Source organism: Streptomyces brevispora (assembly GCF_007829885.1).
GTDB lineage: Bacteria > Actinomycetota > Actinomycetes > Streptomycetales > Streptomycetaceae > Streptomyces > Streptomyces brevispora.
Genome location: NZ_VIWW01000001.1, coordinates 3,825,300 through 3,844,580, shown reverse-complemented (window position 1 = coordinate 3,844,580; position 19,281 = coordinate 3,825,300). Strand labels below are relative to the sequence as shown.

Sequence of the window (19,281 nt, the reverse complement as noted above, 5' to 3'; positions counted from 1 at the left end):
TGCTCAACGCTACGGGGAACCAGGCGGGAAAACTTATCCGGAACTGCTGAGTCGCCCGGCAGCTCGGCCACTCAGCCGCTCGGCCGCGTCCACGCCATCGTGAAGCACGTGGGTACGCCCGTGGGCGCGGATTCCTTGCGGTACGTCCTCGGTGAGCGGCCGACGATGTCACTGAAGGTACGGCTGAAGGTGCCCGTGCTGCCGAAGCCGACCTCGAAGCAGATGGCCGTCACACTGTGGTCGGTCTCCCGCAGCAGGAACATCGCGCGTTCGACCCGGCGGCGTTGCAGATAGCGGTGGGGCGTCTCGCCGAACGTGGCACGGAAGGTGCGCGAGAAGTGTGCCTGGGACACATGGGCGATGCGTGCCAGGGCGGGTACGTCCAGCGGCTGCGCGTAGGCACGGTCCATCGCGTCCCGGGCCCGGAGCATCCGGCGGTTCGACTCTTCTGCGGCGCGGCTCACACCGCCATCACACCATGCCCGCCCCGCCCCGCCCCCGGGCGCCGTCCGGGGACCGCGGCCGACCGCCGTCGCGGGCCCTCGCGGTGGCGGTACGGGGCCGTCGCACGGCCCCGTACCGCCCGGCGGGGCCGCTCAGCGCACGTCGACGTAGTCGACGGGGGAGGTGGCGGCGCCCGTGGTGGACCAGCCGCCGAAGCTCCAGCGCCAGTAGCCGTCGACGGATGCCTTGACGGTGGTCTTCAGCGCGCCCGTGGAGCTCGACGTCACCGTCTTGACCGTGGAGTAGGCGGAGCTGCCCTTCTTGCGGAACTGCAGCTTGACCGTCGCCGCGGCTACGCCCGTGTACGTGTGCTTCGCCCAGTCGGCGCGCTTGAGGCTGCCCGTCACGGTGAGCGTCTTGCCCTTCTTCACCGGCTCCGGGGAGGCGTTGACCGTCGCCTTCGCCCACCGCCTGATCTGCACACCGCCCGGAGCGGTCGCGAACTGCTCGGTCTTGAGGTGGTCGTTGGCCGTCCAGAGCTGTGTCGCGACGCCGATCTTCCAGGTCGTGGCGTCCTTGGCCGATTTCAGGCGGTATCGGGGATCGATGTACAGCGTGCCTTCGCAGTCCGAGATCCGGGCGGTTTTCTCGTAGCAGGTGTAGATCCCCTGGAAGCCGTTCCTCTCCCATTCCTTCGCGGCGGTGCCGCCGTGGTAGAGGTAGGGATACACGTCCCACGCGGCGGGCTTGGCCGTGCTGAGGCCGGCGGGAAGCTGGATCCGGAAGGTGATCCGTGGCTCCTTCACGTCCGTCGTGCCCACGACGACGGGCTTGCCGCCGTTCACGACGATTCCCGTCACCGTGATCCCGGTGCCGGCGGCCTGCGCCGTCGGAGCCGTGAACGCCGAGAGGACGAGGGCCCCCGCGAGTGCGGTCACGGCGCCGGTTCTGCTGCCTGCTTTCATGCGTACCTCGTTGATGCTCGCTGTGAGTTGATGTTCGCTGTGAGTTGATGCTCGCTGTGAGTTGATGCTCGCTGTGAAAGGACTGCGGACCCGCCTGCCCGGACCGTCACCGGCCGATCGGCGGAGCCGCAGGCTACCAGCGGGCCGGCCGGGCGATCCGGGCAGGGTGATCATGAAGAATCCCGTCCGGCGGCTGCGTCGGCGGGCCGCCCGGAACGGGTCCCGGCCGGTCCTCACGTGACCGAGCCCACCCTCCACTCCGTTCGGATTCCCGCGACAATGAAACCGTGATCACTTCGCCGACACGGAGCACGAACCGACGCGCCGAGCATGCCGCGACGCCGTACGTCGACCTCTCCCGAGCGGAGTGGAGCGCCCTGCGCGACAAGACGCCGCTGCCGCTGACCGCCGAGGAGGTGGAACGGCTGCGCGGGCTCGGGGACGTCATCGACCTGGACGAGGTGCGGGACGTCTATCTGCCGCTCTCCCGGCTCCTCAACCTGTACGTACAGGCCACCTCCGGGCTGCGCGGCGCGCTGAACACCTTCCTCGGGGACGCGGGCAACGGGCACGGCGCGCAGCGCGGCACCCCGTTCGTCATAGGGGTCGCGGGCAGTGTCGCGGTCGGCAAGTCGACCAGCGCCCGTATCCTCCAGGCGCTGCTGGCCCGCTGGCCGGAGCACCCGCGGGTGGAGCTGGTGACCACGGACGGGTTCCTGCTGCCGATGAAGGAGCTCCACTCGCGCGGGCTGATGTCGCGCAAGGGTTTCCCGGAGTCCTACGACCGGCGCGCCCTCACCCGCTTCGTCGCCGACATCAAGGCGGGCAAGGACGAGGTGACGGCCCCCGTCTACTCGCACCTGATCTACGACATCGTGCCCGGTGAGCGGCTCACCGTACGGCGCCCGGACATCCTCATCGTCGAGGGGCTGAACGTGCTCCAGCCCGCGCTGCCCGGCAAGGACGGCCGGACCAGGGTCGGGCTCGCGGACTACTTCGACTTCAGTGTGTACGTGGACGCGCGGCCCGAGGACATCGAGACCTGGTACCTCAACCGCTTCCGCAAGCTGCGCGCGACGGCGTTCCAGGACCCGTCCTCGTACTTCCGCAAGTACACCCAGGTCTCCGAGGCGGAGGCGATGGAGTACGCGGCGACGATGTGGCGGACCATCAACAAGCCCAATCTGGTGGAGAACGTCGCGCCGACCCGGGGCCGTGCCACTCTGGTGCTCCGCAAGGGGCCCGACCACAAGGTCCAGCGGCTGTCCCTGCGCAAACTCTGAGCCGCAGGGCCGATCGACCGATCTCCCCGAGGAGCCCTGTGCTGCATCTGCGCCTGATCGTGCCCGCCGGCCGTACGGACGAGGTGGTCGACCTGCTGGAGCGGACCGTCGGCACCACCCACCTCGTGGTGCTGGCGGGAGCGGCCCGCGACCCGGTGGGTGACGTGGTGCTGTGCGACGTGGCGCGGGAGGCGGGCGACGAGCTGATCGGGGCGTTGCGGGAGCTCGGCGTCGACGAGTACGGGGCGATCACCGTCGAGAAGACGGACCTGACGCTCTCCGCGCACGCCGACCGGGCCGAGGAGGAGGCGCCGGGCGAGGGCGCGGACGCGGTGCTGTGGGAGGAGCTGACGGAGGCGACCCACGAGGAGTCGACGTTCAGCGTCACCTACGTGTCGTTCCTCGCGGTCGCGACGATGCTCGCCGCCTGCGGTGTGATGCTCGACAACGCGATCCTGATCGTGGGCGCCATGGCGGTGGGCCCGGAGTTCGGTCCGCTGGCCGGGATCTCCACGGCCCTGGTGCAGCGGGCCCCTGGGCTGGTGTGGCGCTCGCTGTACGCCCTGGTCGGCGGCTTCGCCGTGGCGATGGTGCTGACGGCCGGCTTCGCCTGGCTGATGAACGCCTTCGGGCTGTTCGACGCCACGATGATCGAGGGGGCCCGGCCCAATACGGCGTTCATCTGGAAGCCGGACTGGATGTCGTTCGTGGTGGCGTTCCTGGCCGGCATCGCCGGGACGCTCTCCCTCACCTCGGCGAAGTCCGGGGCGCTGATCGGGGTCGCGATCTCGGTGACGACCGTACCGGCCGCGGCCAATGCGGCGGTGGCCTTCAGCTACAGCGACTACCGGCAGATGACGGGCTCGACGCAGCAGCTGTTGGCGAACCTCGGCGGGATCGTGCTCGCGGGAACACTGACGCTGCTGGCCCAGAAGGCCCTGTGGCGGGCGACCCGCCACAGGCGGGCTGCCGTGCGGCCACCGGCACAGGCGCCCGCGGGAACCAGCGGGAGCTGAGACCGGCCGGAACCAAGCCGGGGCCGGAACCAAGCCGGGGCCGGAACCAAGCCGGGGCCGGAACCAAGCCGGGGCCGGAACCAAGCCGGGGCCGGAACCAAGCCGGGGCCGGAACCAAGCCGGGGCCGGAACCAAGCCGGGGCCGGAACCAAGCCGGGGCCGGAACCAAGCCGGGGCCGGAACCAAGCCGGGGCCGGGTGGCGGAGATCCGCCCACCCGGCCCCGGCCCCTACCGCTCAGCCCAGCGCGGACTTCACCACATCGGCCAGCCGTCCGGCCACCGCGCGTGCCTGGTCGATGTCGGCGGCCTCGACCATGACACGTACCAGCGGCTCGGTGCCCGACTGGCGCAGCAGCACGCGTCCGGTGGCACCCAGCTCCTGCTCGGCCTCGGCGACGGCCGCGGCCAGCTCCGGGGAGGTGTCCACCCGGGACTTGTCGACGTCCGGCACGTTGATGAGCACCTGCGGCAGGCGCTCCATCACACCGGCCAGGTCGGCGAGCGTACGGCCGGTGGCGGCGACCCGTGCCGCCAGCATCATGCCCGTCAGCGTGCCGTCGCCGGTCGTGGCGTGGTCCAGGACGATGACGTGGCCGGACTGCTCGCCGCCCAGGGCATAGCCCTCGGCCTTCATCGACTCCAGCACATAGCGGTCGCCGACAGCGGTCTGGACGAGCTCGATGCCCTCCCGCTCCATGGCGATCTTGAAGCCCAGGTTCGACATCACGGTGCCGACCACAGTGGCTTTGCGCAGCTGTCCGGCGTCGCGCATGGCGAGGGCGAGCACGGCCAGGATCTGGTCGCCGTCGATCTCCTCGCCCGCGGCGTCCACGGCCAGGCAGCGGTCGGCGTCACCGTCGTGCGCGATGCCGAGGTCGGCGCCGTGCTCGACGACGGCGGCGCGGAGCAGCTCCAGGTGTGTGGAGCCGCAGCCGTCGTTGATGTTCAGGCCGTCCGGGGCGGCGCCGATCGTGACGACCTCGGCCCCGGCGCGGGCGAACGCCTCGGGCGAGACGCGGGCGGCGGCGCCGTGTGCCTCGTCGAGGACGACCTTCAGACCGTCGAGCCGGTTGGGCAGTACGCCGATCAGGTGAGCGACGTAGCGGTCGAAGCCCTCGGCGTAGTCGTTGATCCGGCCCACTCCGGCACCGGTGGGCCGGGCCCACGGCGCGCCGGTGCGGTGCTGCTCGTAGACCGTCTCGATGCGGTCCTCCAGCTCGTCGGCGAGCTTGTGGCCGCCGCGGGCGAAGAACTTGACCCCGTTGTCCGGCATGGCGTTGTGGCTGGCGGAGAGCATGACACCGATGTCCGCGCCCAGCGCACCGGTCAGGTAGGCCACGGCGGGGGTCGGCAGCACGCCGACGCGCAGGACGTCGACGCCCGCGCTGGCGAGGCCCGCCACCACGGCGGCCTCCAGGAACTCTCCGGAGGCGCGGGGGTCCCGGCCGACCACGGCCGTCGGCCGATGGCCCTCGAAGGTGCCCACTTCGCCCAGTACGTGCGCCGCAGCGACCGACAGGCCGAGCGCGAGCTCAGCCGTCAGGTCCGCATTGGCGATACCGCGCACGCCGTCCGTGCCGAAGAGTCGTCCCACTGGTGTCCTCCGAAAGTGCTCCGAAACGCATAAGAATCAGACCAGGCATGCAATCGGCGTATGAACCTCTTATGCCGTTATATGCCCGAGGCTGTCAATAAACGAACGCCCCGGCAGCACGAGGTGTGCCGCCGGGGCGAACGTGTAACGCGGATGAGCAGGCGGTTTAGCGCTTGCTGTACTGCGGGGCCTTACGGGCCTTCTTGAGACCGGCCTTCTTGCGCTCGACCGCACGGTCGTCGCGGGAGAGGAAGCCGGCCTTCTTCAGCGTGGCGCGGTTGTTGTCCTCGTCCGCCTCGTTCAGCGAGCGGGCGACACCGAGGCGCAGGGCACCGGCCTGACCCGAGACGCCGCCACCCGAGATGCGGGCGATGACGTCGTAGCGGTTGTCGAGCTCGAGCACCTTGAAGGGCTCGTTGACTTCCTGCTGGTGCACCTTGTTGGGGAAGTAGTCCTCAAGGGTGCGACCGTTGATCTTCCACTTGCCGGTGCCCGGAACGATCCGGACGCGGGCGATGGCGTTCTTGCGACGGCCAAGGCCGGCCGCCGGCTGCGGGTCGCCGAAGCGGCCCACGAGGGACTCCGAGGTGTACTCGCCCTCGACGGGCACCTCGGACTCGAAGGTGGTCACCTCGGCGAAGGTCTCTTCGCCCTCGGTGACCTCGGTGCCCTCGACGGGCGTCTCTGCAGTGGTCTCGGCCACGATTCTCCTCAGATCTTTCTGTACGTCTTAGGGGGAGGCCGGAACTACTGCGCGACCTGGGTGATCTCGAACGGGACCGGCTGCTGCGCAGCGTGCGGGTGCTGCTCGCCCGCGTAGACCTTGAGCTTCGAGATCATCTGGCGACCCAGAGTGTTCTTGGGGATCATGCCCTTGATGGCCTTCTCGACGGCCTTCTCGGGGTTCTTCGAGAGGAGCTCGTCGTAACGCACGGAGCGCAGACCGCCCGGGAACCCGGAGTGGCGGTAAGCCATCTTCTGGGTCTTCTTGTTGCCGGAGAGGTGAACCTTCTCGGCGTTGATGATGATGACGAAGTCGCCCATGTCCATGTGGGGGGCGTAAATCGCCTTGTGCTTGCCTCGGAGGAGGTTCGCAGCCGTGGTGGCCAGACGGCCCAGGACGATGTCCTGGGCGTCAATGATGTGCCACTGGCGAGTGACATCGCCGGGCTTGGGGCTGTACGTACGCACTTCGTAGCCTTCGCTTCTTCAGTGGATGGGGTCCAGACACACGACACCTCTGAAGCGATCATGCAGCTGGGGCCCACAATGCCGGGAACGCTGCCCGTATGCGAGCCACTGGTAACTGCTCCAGAGAACCTACGCACGGGCCTTCGCGCGCTAACGGCGCAGCCCATACGTATAACAAACCTCGACACTACCCGCCCCGCCACGGATGGGTCAAAACGCGCCGCCCCTACCGTGCCCGCTCCACCCGCCGCTCGTCCCAGACCGGCTCCGCCGTCTCCCGTACGACCCCGTCGGAGCCGAAGACCAGGTACCGGTCGAAGGACTTCGCGAACCACCGGTCGTGCGTGACGGCCATCACCGTCCCGTCGTACACCTCAAGCCCGTCCTGGAGCGCCTCGGCCGACTCCAGGTCCAGGTTGTCGGTCGGCTCGTCCAGCAGCAGGGCCGTCGTGCCGGCCAGCTCCAGGAGCAGGATCTGGAACCGCGCCTGCTGCCCGCCGGACAGCTTCTCGAAGGGCTGGTCCCCCTGCCGCTCCAGCTCGTACCGGCGCAGCACGGACATCGCGCCGCCCCGGTCCTTGGCCTGCTCCGTCCACAGGATCTCGACGAGGGTCTTGCCGAGCAGCTCCGGGTGGGCGTGGGTCTGCGCGAAGTGGCCGGCCACCACCCTCGCACCGAGCTTCCACTCCCCCGTGTGCGCCACCGGCTCGCCGGCCAGCAGCCGCAGGAAGTGCGACTTCCCCGACCCGTTCGAACCGAGGACGGCGACCCGCTCCCCGTAGAAGATCTCCAGGTCGAACGGCTTCATCAGGCCGGTCAGCTCCAGGTTCTTGCAGGTCACCGCCCGCATCCCGGTCCGGCCGCCGCGCAGCCGCATCCGGATGTCCTGCTCGCGCGGCGGCTCCGGCGGCGGGCCCGCGTCCTCGAACTTCTTGAAGCGGGTCTGCATCGCGTGGTAGCGGTTCGCCATGTCGGGGCTGTTCGCCGCCTGCTGCCGCATCCGCAGAACGAGCGCCTTCAGCCGGGCGTGCTCCTCCTCCCAGCGCCGCAGCAGCTCCTCGAAGCGCGCGAAGCGCTCCTTGCGCGCCTGGTGGTACGTGGCGAATCCGCCGCCGTGCACCCACACGTCGCTGCCGGCCGGGCTGGGCTCCACGCTGACGATCTTCTCCGCGGCCCGGGACAGCAGCTCCCGGTCGTGCGAGACGAAGAGCACCGTCTTACGTGTCTCCTTCAGCCGCTCCTCCAGCCAGCGCTTGCCGGGGACGTCCAGATAGTTGTCCGGCTCGTCGAGCAGCAGCACCTCGTCGGGCCCGCGCAGCAGCGCCTCCAGCACCAGCCGCTTCTGCTCACCGCCGGACAGCGTGCGCACCTCGCGCCACTGCGCCTTCTCGTACGGGACGCCCAGCGCGGCCATCGTGCACATGTCCCAGACCGTCTCGGCCTCGTACCCGCGCGCCTCCGCCCAGTCGCTGAGCGCCTGCGCGTACGCCATCTGCGCGGCCTCGTCGTCGACGTTGAGGATCTTCTCCTCGGCCAGGTCGACGGCCCGCGCCGCTTCGCGGATACGGGGCTGGGCGACGGACACCAGCAGGTCACGCACCGTGCGCTCGTCGCGCACCGAGCCGACGAACTGCTGCATCACGCCCAGTCCGCCGCTCACCGAGACCGAGCCGCCGTGCGGCTGCAGCTCCCCGGCGAGCAGCCGCAACAGCGTGGTCTTCCCGGCGCCGTTCGCCCCGACGAGCGCTACCACCGCTCCGTCCGCCACCCGGAACGAAGCATCGCCGAGCAGCACCCGCCCGTCCGGTAGGTAGTACTCCAGATGGCCTGCTTCAAGATGTCCCATGGACAGCATTGTCACGGGCCGCGAAGCTCTGGCCCAACCGGTTTGTGTTCCGTCTAGGATTCGCCGCATGAGCTTTGGGCAAGGGGGGCCCTCCTGGGGGCCAGGGGAGAGCGGGACTCCGGACTGGGCGGCCATGGCCGAGCAGTCCGCGGCACGGGCCAGGCGCAAGAAGTGGCTGATGATCGGCGGGGGCGCGCTGGCCACGGCGGCCGTCGGCGCGATCGTGGCCACCGCGGTCATCTCGACCAACAAGAACGACTCCGCCGCGTCCGGCGGGAAGGACGCGAGCCAGCTGCCGTCGGTGACCGACCTGCCGAGCGAGACGGCCCAGCCGGAGCCGTCCTTCTCCTCGGTGGCGCCGGCGCCACCGCCGGACCCCAAGGACTACATATCCGACGGGAAGAAGGACCGGGCGCCCATCAACGCCGACGCCTTCTTCCCCGGCAAGCAGCTGAAGATGGGCGACCGGGTCTACGCCAAGGGCCCCACCGACCGCACCACGAAGTGCGCCGCGACCACCCAGGGCGCACTCGGCTCGATCCTCGCCAACAACGGCTGCGACCAGGTCATCCGTGCCACGTACAGCCGCGACGGCGTGGCCGTGACCGTCGGGCTGGCCGTCTTCGGGACCGAGGCCCAGGCCAAGAAGGCCGCCCAGCAGGCCGACGGAGGCATCGCGTCGCTCAGCGGATCGGGCGTGCCGACCTTCTGCCGCGCCGGCGCCGTCTGCCGTCGCACGGCCAACTCCTACGGCCGGTACGCCTACTTCACGGTCGGCGGGTTCATCAGCGGCAAGAACGTCACCAAGGCCGACAAGAACGTGTTCGCCGTCGGCGACGACCTGACGTACTTCACGTTCCGGCAGATCCACCACCGCGGCGAGGTCCAGGCATCGGCGGCGGCCACCGCCCCCACCACCGCCTGATCCCGGCCGCGACCGCGGTCCCGCCATGCCGGCCGGTCTGAGTCACCTCTTCCGAATGCGGGGGAACTGCCGCTGTGCGTCTTGCCTTCCTGCTCGCGTTCCTGCGCGTCGTGCGCCACCGCGACGCCGTCGGCACCGACCTCGCACCCGACGAGGCGGTGGTCCTCGACCCGCCGGACGCCCCGCTGCGCGCCGCCGTCGCCGCGGCGGTGTCCGGTGACCACGCACCGGCCCGGGAGCTCCTCGCCGCGACCCGGACGCACGCCCAGTGGGAGCGCAGGGACGCGTACGTGAGCCGGCTGGCCCGGACCGCGCTGCACCACGACGGCTGGCTGGAGAACTGGATACAGGAGTCGCCCGGCGACCCGGACGCGATCCTCGTCGTGGCCGACTTCCAGATCCACCAGGCCTGGACGATACGGACGGACGCCGGCGCCAAGGACGTGGAACGCGACCAGTTCCAGGCCTTCTTCGCGCTCCTGGAGGACGCCGCACCGGTGATCGGCGCCGCGGCCGAGCTGAACCCCGCCGACCCGGTCCCATGGCGCATCGCCCTCACGCACGCACGCTCCGTCCAGGCCCCGCGCGACGTCTTCGACGCCTACCTCGCCGAGGCGCAGGCCCGCGACCCGCACCACTTCGGCTGCCACGAGCAGGCCCTGCAGTACCTGTGCGCCAAGTGGTACGGCTCGCACGAGGAGATGTTCCGGTACGCGGAGCGGGTGGCGGCCTCGGCCCCGCCCGGCTCGAAGCTGCACGCACTGCCGCTCCGGGCCGCGTTGGAGTACCGGCTGTCCGAGCGGGACGAGCCCGACGGCCCCGACCCGTACGGCCCCGACACCGAGGCAGCCCTCACCCGGGCCCTGAGCCTGTCGGGCGGCTACGGCGCGGGCGACCGCGAGGCGGCCGGCTTCCGCAACGAACTGGCCCTGCTGCTGATCATGGCGGACCGCCCGGCCGAGGCCCTCGACGCGTTCCGGTCCATCGGCGCCCACGCCACGGAGTTCCCGTGGGCCCGGCTCGGCGACCCCCTCGCCGAGTTCCTCGACGCCCGCTCGGACGTCCGGCTCGATCTCGCCTCGCGGATCCCGCTCTTCGGCCGCCCGCCCGAGCCGCCCGCCACCGACGCCCCGGACTGGGCGGAGCTGACCCCGCGCGCGGTCGCGATCGTGCCCGCTCCCCCGGCCGAGGTCGCCCAGGCCGCACTGCTCTGCGGCTACTCCCTGCGTACGGCCCCGGCCGGCGAGGGCTCCAGCTATGTCGAGGTGGTCCCGGGAGCCGTCCGCAGCCGGCGCGCGGCGCTGCTCCCGGAGGAGCCCCTGACCTCGGCGGCCGAGACCTTCACGACCGGTGAGAGCTGGCCGGCCCTGGTCCTGCACCGCGCCCCCGGACGCAGCAGCGTCACCGCCCTCCACCAGGGGAAGGTGCTCGCCACGCACACCTGGCACACCGAGTCCCCCACCCCCGACCACGCCGAGGTCAGGGCCACCGCCCAGAGCCTCGCGCACCTCTACCGGCGGGCCGACCCGCGCCCCCTGGCCCACATCCTGCGCTCCACCGGGGACCCGGCCGGACACCAGGAAACCCTCGTGACGGCCCTGGGCCTGCCGCCCGTACCGCCGGGCTTCGGCGGGGAGACCCAGGTCCTCGGTGAGCTCCCGGGGGCGCGGGTGCTGGCCCGGCGCGGGCTCCTGGCGGGGATGCGCGACACGATGTCCACGGGCGGCAGCGGCCATCCGCCGGAGCCCCGTCCCCCGCGCACCCCGCTCTGGCTGCTGGTCCGGGCGCTGATGCTGCTGGTCCTCGCCCCGGCCGCCGTCCTCGCCTGGTGGAACCCGCAGATCGGCTGGTTCCGCGCCTTGCTGCTGAGCGGTGCGGCGGTGCACGTGGCGGCGTCGCTCACGGGCTCGCTGCTGCGGCGCCGACGCTCCACGGCCTGACCGGCCCGGCGTGCAACACAGAGCTCCACGGCCCGACCGCCCCGTCCATGTGCGAGAGCACCCTGGCCCGACCGACCCGTCCACGTGCGAGAGCTCCACGGCCCGACCGATCCGTCGTTCCCCCCTTCCGCCCCCCGGTCAGCAGCAGCCGCCCCCCGGCAGGGTCCGCACGTTACGGGACTCGACGGCTCGCGCGGCCAGCAACTCGTCGGCCGGGTAAGCGACTTCCTCCAGCGTCAGCCCGTGCGGCCGCACCACGTGCACCCCGGGGTCCCGCACCCGGGCCGCCAGCACCTCGGCCGGCCACGCCGCCGGGCGCCGCCCGTCCCCCACGAACAGCGCCGCGCCGATCAGCGCCCGCACCATGTTGTGGCAGAACGCGTCGGCCTGCACGGTCGCCGTCATGACCCCGGACGCCTCGTCCCGTACCCAACTCAGCTTCTGCAGCGTGCGGATGGTCGTCGCACCCTCCCGCTTCTTGCAGTACGCGGCGAAGTCGTGCTCGCCGGTCATCCGCGCCGCCGCCTCGTTCATCACGTCGACGTCCAACGGCCGGTCGTGCCACAGGACATGACCCCGGATCAGCGGGTCGACCCCTCCCGGCCGGTCCGCCACCCGGTACGCGTACCTGCGCCACAGCGCCGAGAAGCGGGCGTTGAACCCCGCGGGCGCCTCCGCGATCCGCCGGATCCGTACATCGGGCGCCATCCGCCCGGCCATCCGCCGCAACAGCTTGTCCGCGTGCTCGGCCCACACCTCGGCCGGCAGGTCCACGTGCGCGACCTGGCCGCGGGCGTGCACCCCGGCATCGGTACGCCCGGCCACGGTCAGGTCGTACGTCCGCCGGGAGCGGGTCACCGTGCGCAGGGCATCCTCGATCTCCCCCTGGACGGTCCGCCGGCCGGTCTGCTTCGCCCAGCCCGAGAAGTCCTTGCCGTCGTACGCCAGGTCCAGCCGCACCCGTACGAAACCGGGCTCCACTACGTCACTCACCAGCGATCCTCTCAAGATCCGTGCACAGCAGAACGGGCCCGCACCGCCCCGAAGGGTGATGCGGGCCCGTCCAGTGGTCTCAGAACGCTCAGGCGTCCTTGGACTCCGCGTCGGCCTCGGCCGGCTTGGCGTCCTCGACGGACTCGACCGGGGTCTCGTCCTTCTTGAGGGCGTCTTCCTTGACCGCACGCTTTGTGGCGGCCTCGGCCTCACCGGTGGCGGCCTGCGCCACGGTCAGGGCCTCGACCAGCTCGATGACGGCCATCGGGGCGTTGTCGCCACGACGGTTGCCGATCTTGGTGATACGGGTGTAACCACCGGGGCGGTTCTCGTACCGCGGGGCGATCTCGGTGAAGAGCGTGTGCACGATGCCCTTGTCCGTGATCGACTGCAGCACCAGGCGACGGTTGTGGATGTCGCCCTTCTTCGCCTTGGTGATGAAACGCTCGGCGACCGGACGCAGGCGGCGGGCCTTGGCCTCGGTCGTGGTGATGCGGCCGTGCTCGAACAGCGCCTTCGCAAGGTTGTTGAGAAGGTGCTTCTCGTGCGCAGCGCTGCCGCCCAGACGGGCGCCCTTGGCGGGCTGAGGCATGGTATTTCTCCTTGTGTGCTGCACCGGCCGTACCAGGTACCGGTGTCAGTTCCCGTGCGGCGGTCGCCACACGGAAGTATGCGTCGGCCGCACGCACTCGACATCGAGCCCCAGCCCGAAGATCAAGCCCGCACGGCGTTTGAGGACAAAGCCCTCGCCCGAGCCCGAGGATCAGGCCCGTCCGGCGATTGAACAAAGCCCTCGCCCGGCCGGGGCACCCGTCAAGGACGCGCGCCCCGGCCGGAGGCGGCTCAGTACTGCTCGGTCTCCACGAAACCCGCGTCCGCGTCGTCGTCCGCGCCGAACGCGTCCGCAGCGGCGGTGGGGTCGAAGCCGGGAGGCGAGTCCTTCAGCGCCAGGCCCATACCGGCCAGCTTCGCCTTGACCTCGTCGATCGACTTCGCACCGAAGTTGCGGATGTCGAGCAGGTCGGCCTCGGAACGCGCCACGAGCTCACCCACCGAGTGGATGCCCTCGCGCTTGAGGCAGTTGTACGAGCGGACCGTGAGCTCCAGCTCCTCAATCGGCAGCGCCAGATCGGCAGCGAGCGCGGCGTCCGTCGGGGACGGGCCCATGTCGATGCCCTCGGCGTCGATGTTGAGCTCGCGCGCCAGACCGAACAGCTCGACCAGGGTCTTACCGGCCGACGCCATGGCGTCACGCGGACGCATGGCCTGCTTGGTCTCGACGTCGACGATCAGCTTGTCGAAGTCGGTGCGCTGCTCGACACGGGTCGCCTCGACCTTGTACGTGACCTTGAGCACCGGCGAGTAGATGGAGTCGACCGGAATACGGCCGATCTCCTGGCCCACCTGCTTGTTCTGGACGGCGGAGACGTAGCCGCGACCGCGCTCGACGGTCAGCTCCATCTCCAGCTTGCCCTTGCCGTTGAGCGTGGCCATGACGAGGTCCGGGTTGTGGACCTCGACACCGGCCGGCGGGGCGATGTCGGCAGCGGTGACCAGGCCGGGACCCTGCTTGCGCAGGTACATCACGACCGGCTCGTCGTGCTCCGAGGAGACGACCAGCTGCTTGATGTTGAGGATGAGGTCGGTGACGTCCTCCTTGACACCCGGCACGGTGGTGAACTCGTGCAGGACGCCGTCGATCCGGATGCTGGTGACAGCGGCACCGGGGATCGAGGAGAGGAGCGTACGGCGGAGAGAGTTGCCGAGCGTGTAGCCGAAGCCCGGCTCCAGCGGCTCGATGACGAACCGCGAGCGGAACTCGTCAACGACCTCTTCGGTCAGCGAGGGACGCTGAGCGATAAGCATGGTGTGAATCCTTCAGTCGTGGGCGCCCACTATTTGACACCCGACAGATGAAACAAGGGTACGGGCGGCACACCCCCGTAGGGGACATACCGCCCGTACCCACGCTACTGACGCACGGCCGTCACCGGCCGTTGCGGATCAGACGCGGCGACGCTTCGGCGGACGGCAGCCGTTGTGCGGCGTCGGGGTGACGTCCTGGATCGAACCGACCTCGAGGCCCGTGGCCTGGAGGGAGCGGATCGCGGTCTCGCGGCCGGAGCCCGGACCCTTCACGAAGACGTCGACCTTGCGCATGCCGTGCTCCTGCGCGCGGCGGGCGGCCGACTCGGCGGCCATCTGCGCGGCGAAGGGGGTGGACTTGCGCGAGCCCTTGAAGCCGACGTGGCCGGCGGAGGCCCAGGAGATCACGTTGCCCGCGGGGTCCGTGATCGAGACGATGGTGTTGTTGAACGTGCTCTTGATGTGCGCGTGGCCGTGAGCGACGTTCTTCTTTTCCTTGCGACGCACCTTCTTGGCTGCGCCCTGACGACCCTTGGGGGGCATGTCTTTACTCCAGATGGAGAGGGGAGGTGATCGGTCCTACAGCGAAGACCGCTGGATGCTGCGGATGTCCGGGAACCCGGACGTTCGCAGTGCGTCCGCTGAGGACTACTTCTTGCCCGGCTTCTTCTTACCGGCGATCGCGCGACGCGGGCCCTTGCGGGTGCGGGCGTTGGTGCTGGTGCGCTGACCGTGCACCGGCAGACCACGGCGGTGACGAATGCCCTGGTAGCAGCCGATCTCGATCTTGCGGCGGATGTCGCCCTGGATCTCGCGGCGGAGGTCACCCTCGGTGCGGAGGTTGGCGTCCACGTACTCGCGGATCTTGACCAGGTCCTCTTCGGCCAGGTCACGAACGCGGGTGTTCGGGTTCACGCCGGTGGTGGCGAGGATCTCCTTGGACCGGGTGCGCCCGATACCGAAGACGTAGGTGAGGGCAACCTCCACGCGCTTTTCGCGCGGGATGTCAACACCTGAAACGCGTGCCATTCAATGGCTCCAGTTGTCATTTCGGGGGTCTTCCGCAGTACCACTCCCGACCGCCGACCTCTCACTGGGAGAAGTGGTACGTCCGGGTCTCCGGCCCCCGCCGGAGGTGTCGTCAGCCGAGGCTTGGACGGGCTCTGCGTATGTACGTTTACGTGCGTCGCGCGAAGTACTGCGAGATGCGAGGGGGTCGTGCGTCAGCCCTGGCGCTGCTTGTGGCGCAGGTTGTCGCAGATGACCATGACCCGACCGTGACGGCGGATCACCTTGCACTTGTCGCAGATCTTCTTGACGCTCGGCTTGACCTTCATGGGATGTCAGGTTCTCCGGGTCAGTGCCAGCACTCCGCCGCAGCGGAATGTGGGCAAGATCTACTTGTAGCGGTAGACGATCCGGCCACGCGTCAGGTCGTACGGGGAGAGCTCCACGACGACCCGGTCATCGGGAAGGATTCGGATGTAGTGCATCCGCATCTTCCCGCTGATGTGCGCGAGGACCTTGTGACCGTTCTGGAGCTCCACCCTGAACATGGCGTTCGGGAGAGACTCGATCACGGTGCCCTCAATTTCGATGGCACCTTGCTTCTTGGCCACGCTTCGCCTTTCGAATCGGCTACCTTGATCGACTCCGCACACTCGTGTGCATACATACGGGCACACTGATGCACGAGAGCCGACGAGTCAGTCTACGTCAGCGGACTCCAAAAGACGAATCCGTCAAGTTTGCCCACCGCGGGAGATCCTTAGACCTCCGGGCCGCCCCGAATCACCGTGTCGGGGCCGGTGGCGGCCTCATCACCGCAGCGGGGCTCCCCTCGCCGGGCAGCTCTCACCCCAGCGGGTCCGGAGCCGCCTGCACGCCGGCCCCACTTTCACGCAGCCCTCGCGGGCTCGGCGCCGACGCGCCTCACAGGCTTCGGCCCGCTGCGTCGGGCTCCGCCCGCCGGGAGACCCTCACCCCAGCGGGTCCGGAGCCGCCTCCACGCCGGCCCCACTTTCACGCAGCCCTCGCGGGCTCGGCGCCGACGCGCCTCACAGGCTTCGGCCCGCTGCGTCGGGCTCCGCCCGCCGGGCGGCTCTCACCCCAGCGGGTCCGGAGCCGCCTCCACGCCGGCCCCACTTTCACGCAGCCCTCGCGGGCTCGGCGCCGACGCGCCTCACAGGCTTCGGCCCGCTGCGTCGGGCTCCGCCCGCCGGGAGACCCTCACCCCAGCGGGTCCGGAGCCGCCTCCACGCCGTACTCCGCCAGCTTCGCGCGGCCGCAGTCCGGTGCGGTCAGCACCAGCGGGCCCTGCTCCGTGAGGGCGATGGAGTGCTCCCAGTGGGAGGACCAGCTGCCGTCGGTCGTGATGACGGTCCACTCGTCGGGCAGCACCTCGGTGCGGGCCGTGCCGAGCGAGACCATCGGCTCGATGGCCAGACAGACACCGGGAACGAGCTTGATGCCCTTGCCGCGCTTGCGGGCGACATAGTTCAGCAGGTGCGGGTCCATGTGCATCTCGGTGCCGATGCCGTGGCCGCCGTAGTCCTCGACGATCCCGTACTTGCCGGTCGACGGGCGGGGCTGACGGCGGATGTAGGACTCGATCGCCTTCGAGATGTCGACCAGGCGGTTGTTCACCTTCATCGCGGCGATGCCGGCCCACATCGACTCCTCGGTCACCCGGGACAGCTCGACGAGCTCCGGAGCGTGACCGGTGCCGACGAACGCCGTGTACGCGGCGTCGCCGTGCCAGCCGTCGATGATCGCGCCGGCGTCGATGGAGATGATGTCGCCGTCCTTGAGGACGGTCTTGTCGTCCGGGATGCCGTGCACGACGACCTCGTTGACCGAGGTGCAGATCGTCGCGGGGAATCCGCCGTAACCGAGGAAGTTCGACTTCGCACCGTGGTCGGCGATCACCTTGCGGGCGACCTGGTCCAGGTCCAGTGTGGTGGCGCCGGGGACCGCGGCCTCTCGGGTGGCCGCGTGAATGGCAGCGACCACCAGCCCCGCCTCACGCATCTTCGCGATCTGCTCGGGGGTCTTGATCTGCACCATTGCGCGGCGCCTTTCTGCATCGACGGTGACGGGTGCGGCGTACTCCACGATACGGCGCAAACAGTCGGCCGCGGCGCCCATGGACGCCGCGGCCGACTGCACAAGTACTACGGGTTTCGCTCTCAGCCCTCGTCGGACTTCTTGAGCGCCTCCATGGCCCGCTCGGTCACATCGGTGACCTTGCCGAGCGCGGAGATGGTGACCACCAGGTCCTGCGACCTGTAGTAGTCGATGATCGGCTCGGTCTGCGTGTGGTAGACCTCGAGCCGGGTGCGGACCGTCTCTTCGCTGTCGTCGTCGCGCTGGTACAGCTCGCCACCGCAGGTGTCGCAGACACCCTCGGTCTCCGGCGGGTTGTACGTCACGTGGAACACGTGCGCGCTGTCGTTGCGGCAGATCCGGCGGCCCGCGATCCGCTTCACGACCTCGTCCTCGGGGACTTCGAGGTCGAGAACCGCATCCAGCTTTACGCCCTCGTCCTTGAGCATCACATCGAGGGCTTCGGCCTGTCCCACGTTGCGCGGGAAGCCGTCGAGCAGGAAGCCGTTGACCGCGTCCGACTGGGACATCCGGTCCTTGGCCATCCCGATCGTGACCTCGTCCGGCACCAGCTGTCCCGCGTCCATGTAGGAACGGGCCTGCTTGCCAAGGTCAGTGCCCTGGCTGATGTTGGCGCGGAAGAGGTCGCCCGTGGAGATGTGCGGAATCGACAGGTTCTTGGCAAGGTACGCAGCCTGCGTTCCCTTGCCGGCACCCGGCGGGCCGACGAGGACGATTCGCATCAGCGGAGGAACCCTTCGTAATTGCGCTGCTGGAGCTGACTCTCAATCTGCTTCACGGTTTCCAGACCCACACCCACGATGATCAGGATGCTTGTCCCGCCGAACGGGAAGTTCTGGTTAGCGCCACCGAAGCCTGCCAACGCCATCGTTGGCACCAGAGCGATCAGACCCAGGTACAGCGAGCCCGGCCAAGTGATCCTGTTGAGCACGTAGCTCAGATACTCGGCAGTAGGTCGACCAGCCCGGATACCCGGGATGAAGCCACCATACTTCTTCATGTTATCGGCGACTTCCTCGGGGTTGAACGAGATCGCCACATAGAAGAAGGCGAAGAACACGATCAACAGGAAGTACGCGGTGATGTAGTACGGGTGGTCGCCCTTGACGAAGTGGTCCTTGATCCAGGTCGCCCAGCCCGCGGTGGAGTTGGAGAACTGAACGATCAGGGCCGGAATGTAGAGCAGCGAAGAAGCGAAGATGACCGGAATCACACCCGCCTGATTGACCTTCAGCGGGATGTAGGTGGACGTGCCACCGTACGACCTGCGGCCGATCATGCGCTTCGCGTACTGCACCGGGATACGGCGCTGGGCCTGCTCGACGAAGACCACGAGGGCCACCATCACGAAGCCGATCAGGATGACAGTGCCGAACTCGATCCAGCCGTCCGCGAGCTTGCCACTCGTCTTGATGGCCCACAGGGCGCCGGGGAAGCTGGCCGCGATCGAGATGAACATCAGGATCGACATGCCGTTGCCGATGCCGCGGTCGGTGATGAGCTCACCGAGCCACATGACGGCGGCAGTGCCGGCGGTCATCGTGGTGACCATGACGATGGTCGTGAAGACCGAATGGTTGGGGACGATCTGGTCGGCGACCGGGCAGCCGCTGAACAGTGCGCCACTGGTGGCCGTGGCCACCAGGCCGGTGCCCTGGAGGATGGCGAGCGCGACCGTCAGATAACGCGTGTACTGCGTGATCTTTGCCTGGCCGGACTGCCCCTCCTTCTTGAGCGCCTCGAGTCGGGGGATCACCACGGTCAGCAGCTGAAGAATGATGCTGGCCGTGATGTACGGCATGATGCCGAGCGCGAAGATCGTGATCTGCAGCAGTGCACCACCGCTGAACATGTTCACCAGGCCGAAGAGGCTGTTGTTGCCCTTACTTGCCTGATCAACACAGGTCTGGACGTTCTCGTAGCTCACTCCCGGGACCGGGATGTGCGCCCCGAGCCGGTAGAGCACGATGATGCCGAGCGTGAAGAACAGCTTCTTGCGCAGGTCGGGCGTCTTGAACGCCCGGGCGAACGCGGTGAGCACGGTGCCTCCTGCGACCCCCGCGCGATGCGTAGAGGTGACGGTCTTGAGGA

Annotated in this window: 20 protein-coding genes; 4 read left to right on the top strand and 16 right to left on the bottom strand. The window is 69.3% G+C overall.

Annotated elements, in window-relative coordinates:
- Positions 1-71: 71 nt before the first annotated feature.
- Positions 72-464, bottom strand: coding sequence for a helix-turn-helix domain-containing protein (locus FHX80_RS18045; protein ID WP_208764680.1), 393 nt, complete (start codon positions 462-464; stop codon positions 72-74).
- A 132-nt stretch (positions 465-596) separates the two neighbouring features.
- Complete coding sequence (locus FHX80_RS18040) at positions 597-1,409, bottom strand: hypothetical protein (RefSeq protein WP_208764679.1); 813 nt, start codon at positions 1,407-1,409, stop codon at positions 597-599.
- A 287-nt stretch (positions 1,410-1,696) separates the two neighbouring features.
- On the opposite strand from FHX80_RS18040, the gene coaA reads away from it, so the two are divergent.
- Both coaA and FHX80_RS18030 read left to right on the top strand, forming a co-directional pair.
- Entirely contained in the window at positions 1,697-2,692 is a 996-nt protein-coding gene (gene coaA / locus FHX80_RS18035; RefSeq protein ID WP_145765102.1) for a type I pantothenate kinase, read from the top strand.
- Positions 2,693-2,730: 38 nt separating this feature from the next.
- Positions 2,731-3,708 (top strand): DUF389 domain-containing protein, encoded by a 978-nt coding sequence (locus FHX80_RS18030; protein WP_145765101.1) that lies wholly within the window; start codon positions 2,731-2,733, stop codon positions 3,706-3,708.
- A 236-nt stretch (positions 3,709-3,944) separates the two neighbouring features.
- Here the strand turns inward: FHX80_RS18030 and glmM are convergent, their stop codons facing one another.
- The 4 genes from glmM to FHX80_RS18010 form a co-directional block, all read right to left on the bottom strand.
- A complete protein-coding gene (glmM, locus tag FHX80_RS18025) occupies positions 3,945-5,303 on the bottom strand; it encodes a phosphoglucosamine mutase (protein WP_145765100.1) in 1,359 nt (452 codons plus the stop codon).
- A 166-nt stretch (positions 5,304-5,469) separates the two neighbouring features.
- On the bottom strand, positions 5,470-6,006 hold the full coding sequence (rpsI, locus tag FHX80_RS18020) for a 30S ribosomal protein S9 (RefSeq protein WP_123461078.1): 537 nt from the start codon (positions 6,004-6,006) through the stop codon (positions 5,470-5,472).
- Positions 6,007-6,050: 44 nt separating this feature from the next.
- Complete coding sequence (gene rplM / locus FHX80_RS18015) at positions 6,051-6,494, bottom strand: 50S ribosomal protein L13 (RefSeq protein WP_145765099.1); 444 nt, start codon at positions 6,492-6,494, stop codon at positions 6,051-6,053.
- A 226-nt stretch (positions 6,495-6,720) separates the two neighbouring features.
- Positions 6,721-8,340, bottom strand: a complete 1,620-nt coding sequence (locus FHX80_RS18010; protein ID WP_145765098.1) for an ABC-F family ATP-binding cassette domain-containing protein — start codon at positions 8,338-8,340, stop codon at positions 6,721-6,723.
- A gap of 67 nt (positions 8,341-8,407) precedes the next feature.
- Between FHX80_RS18010 and FHX80_RS18005 the strand changes: the two genes are divergently transcribed.
- Positions 8,408-9,265, top strand: a complete 858-nt coding sequence (locus tag FHX80_RS18005) for a hypothetical protein (RefSeq protein ID WP_145765097.1) — start codon at positions 8,408-8,410, stop codon at positions 9,263-9,265.
- A gap of 74 nt (positions 9,266-9,339) precedes the next feature.
- The gene (locus tag FHX80_RS18000) at positions 9,340-11,205 is read left to right on the top strand and encodes a DUF4034 domain-containing protein (protein ID WP_145765096.1); all 1,866 of its coding nucleotides are present in this window, start codon (positions 9,340-9,342) and stop codon (positions 11,203-11,205) included.
- A gap of 138 nt (positions 11,206-11,343) precedes the next feature.
- Here FHX80_RS18000 and truA read toward each other — a convergent pair whose 3' ends face one another.
- The 10 genes from truA to secY all read right to left on the bottom strand — a co-directional run bounded on the left by truA (position 11,344) and on the right by secY (position 19,231).
- Positions 11,344-12,198 carry a tRNA pseudouridine(38-40) synthase TruA gene (truA, locus tag FHX80_RS17995; RefSeq protein WP_145765095.1) on the bottom strand — a complete coding sequence of 285 codons (855 nt, stop codon included), beginning with the start codon at positions 12,196-12,198 and terminating at the stop codon, positions 11,344-11,346.
- Positions 12,199-12,286: 88 nt separating this feature from the next.
- A complete protein-coding gene (rplQ, locus tag FHX80_RS17990; RefSeq protein ID WP_123461073.1) occupies positions 12,287-12,790 on the bottom strand; it encodes a 50S ribosomal protein L17 in 504 nt (167 codons plus the stop codon).
- Between the two features lie 251 nt (positions 12,791-13,041).
- Positions 13,042-14,064, bottom strand: a complete 1,023-nt coding sequence (locus FHX80_RS17985; protein WP_024491600.1) for a DNA-directed RNA polymerase subunit alpha — start codon at positions 14,062-14,064, stop codon at positions 13,042-13,044.
- 138 nt (positions 14,065-14,202) lie between these two features.
- Positions 14,203-14,607 carry a 30S ribosomal protein S11 gene (rpsK, locus tag FHX80_RS17980; RefSeq protein ID WP_006376016.1) on the bottom strand — a complete coding sequence of 135 codons (405 nt, stop codon included), beginning with the start codon at positions 14,605-14,607 and terminating at the stop codon, positions 14,203-14,205.
- 105 nt (positions 14,608-14,712) lie between these two features.
- Entirely contained in the window at positions 14,713-15,093 is a 381-nt protein-coding gene (gene rpsM, locus FHX80_RS17975; RefSeq protein ID WP_014047799.1) for a 30S ribosomal protein S13, read from the bottom strand.
- 194 nt (positions 15,094-15,287) lie between these two features.
- On the bottom strand, positions 15,288-15,401 hold the full coding sequence (gene rpmJ / locus FHX80_RS17970) for a 50S ribosomal protein L36 (RefSeq protein ID WP_003956441.1): 114 nt from the start codon (positions 15,399-15,401) through the stop codon (positions 15,288-15,290).
- Between the two features lie 60 nt (positions 15,402-15,461).
- Positions 15,462-15,683 carry a translation initiation factor IF-1 gene (gene infA / locus FHX80_RS17965; RefSeq protein ID WP_014047798.1) on the bottom strand — a complete coding sequence of 74 codons (222 nt, stop codon included), beginning with the start codon at positions 15,681-15,683 and terminating at the stop codon, positions 15,462-15,464.
- 610 nt (positions 15,684-16,293) lie between these two features.
- Positions 16,294-17,130, bottom strand: a complete 837-nt coding sequence (gene map, locus FHX80_RS17960; protein ID WP_145765094.1) for a type I methionyl aminopeptidase — start codon at positions 17,128-17,130, stop codon at positions 16,294-16,296.
- Positions 17,131-17,252: 122 nt separating this feature from the next.
- Complete coding sequence (locus FHX80_RS17955; protein WP_145765093.1) at positions 17,253-17,912, bottom strand: adenylate kinase; 660 nt, start codon at positions 17,910-17,912, stop codon at positions 17,253-17,255.
- Complete coding sequence (gene secY, locus FHX80_RS17950) at positions 17,912-19,231, bottom strand: preprotein translocase subunit SecY (protein WP_145765092.1); 1,320 nt, start codon at positions 19,229-19,231, stop codon at positions 17,912-17,914. Before secY ends, FHX80_RS17955 begins: the two co-directional genes overlap by 1 nt.
- Between the last annotated feature and the right edge of the window lie 50 nt (positions 19,232-19,281).

Coding starts and splice junctions, on each gene's coding strand:
- rplQ (WP_123461073.1), bottom strand. CDS start 12,790: ATGCCTCAGCCCGCCAAGGGCGCCCGTCTGGGCGGCAGCGCTGCGCAC.
- rpsK (WP_006376016.1), bottom strand. CDS start 14,607: ATGCCCCCCAAGGGTCGTCAGGGCGCAGCCAAGAAGGTGCGTCGCAAG.
- rpsM (WP_014047799.1), bottom strand. CDS start 15,093: ATGGCACGCGTTTCAGGTGTTGACATCCCGCGCGAAAAGCGCGTGGAG.
- rpmJ (WP_003956441.1), bottom strand. CDS start 15,401: ATGAAGGTCAAGCCGAGCGTCAAGAAGATCTGCGACAAGTGCAAGGTG.
- FHX80_RS18010 (WP_145765098.1), bottom strand. CDS start 8,340: ATGGGACATCTTGAAGCAGGCCATCTGGAGTACTACCTACCGGACGGG.
- map (WP_145765094.1), bottom strand. CDS start 17,130: ATGGTGCAGATCAAGACCCCCGAGCAGATCGCGAAGATGCGTGAGGCG.
- FHX80_RS17985 (WP_024491600.1), bottom strand. CDS start 14,064: ATGCTTATCGCTCAGCGTCCCTCGCTGACCGAAGAGGTCGTTGACGAG.
- FHX80_RS18040 (WP_208764679.1), bottom strand. CDS start 1,409: ATGAAAGCAGGCAGCAGAACCGGCGCCGTGACCGCACTCGCGGGGGCC.
- FHX80_RS17955 (WP_145765093.1), bottom strand. CDS start 17,912: ATGCGAATCGTCCTCGTCGGCCCGCCGGGTGCCGGCAAGGGAACGCAG.
- FHX80_RS18005 (WP_145765097.1), top strand. CDS start 8,408: ATGAGCTTTGGGCAAGGGGGGCCCTCCTGGGGGCCAGGGGAGAGCGGG.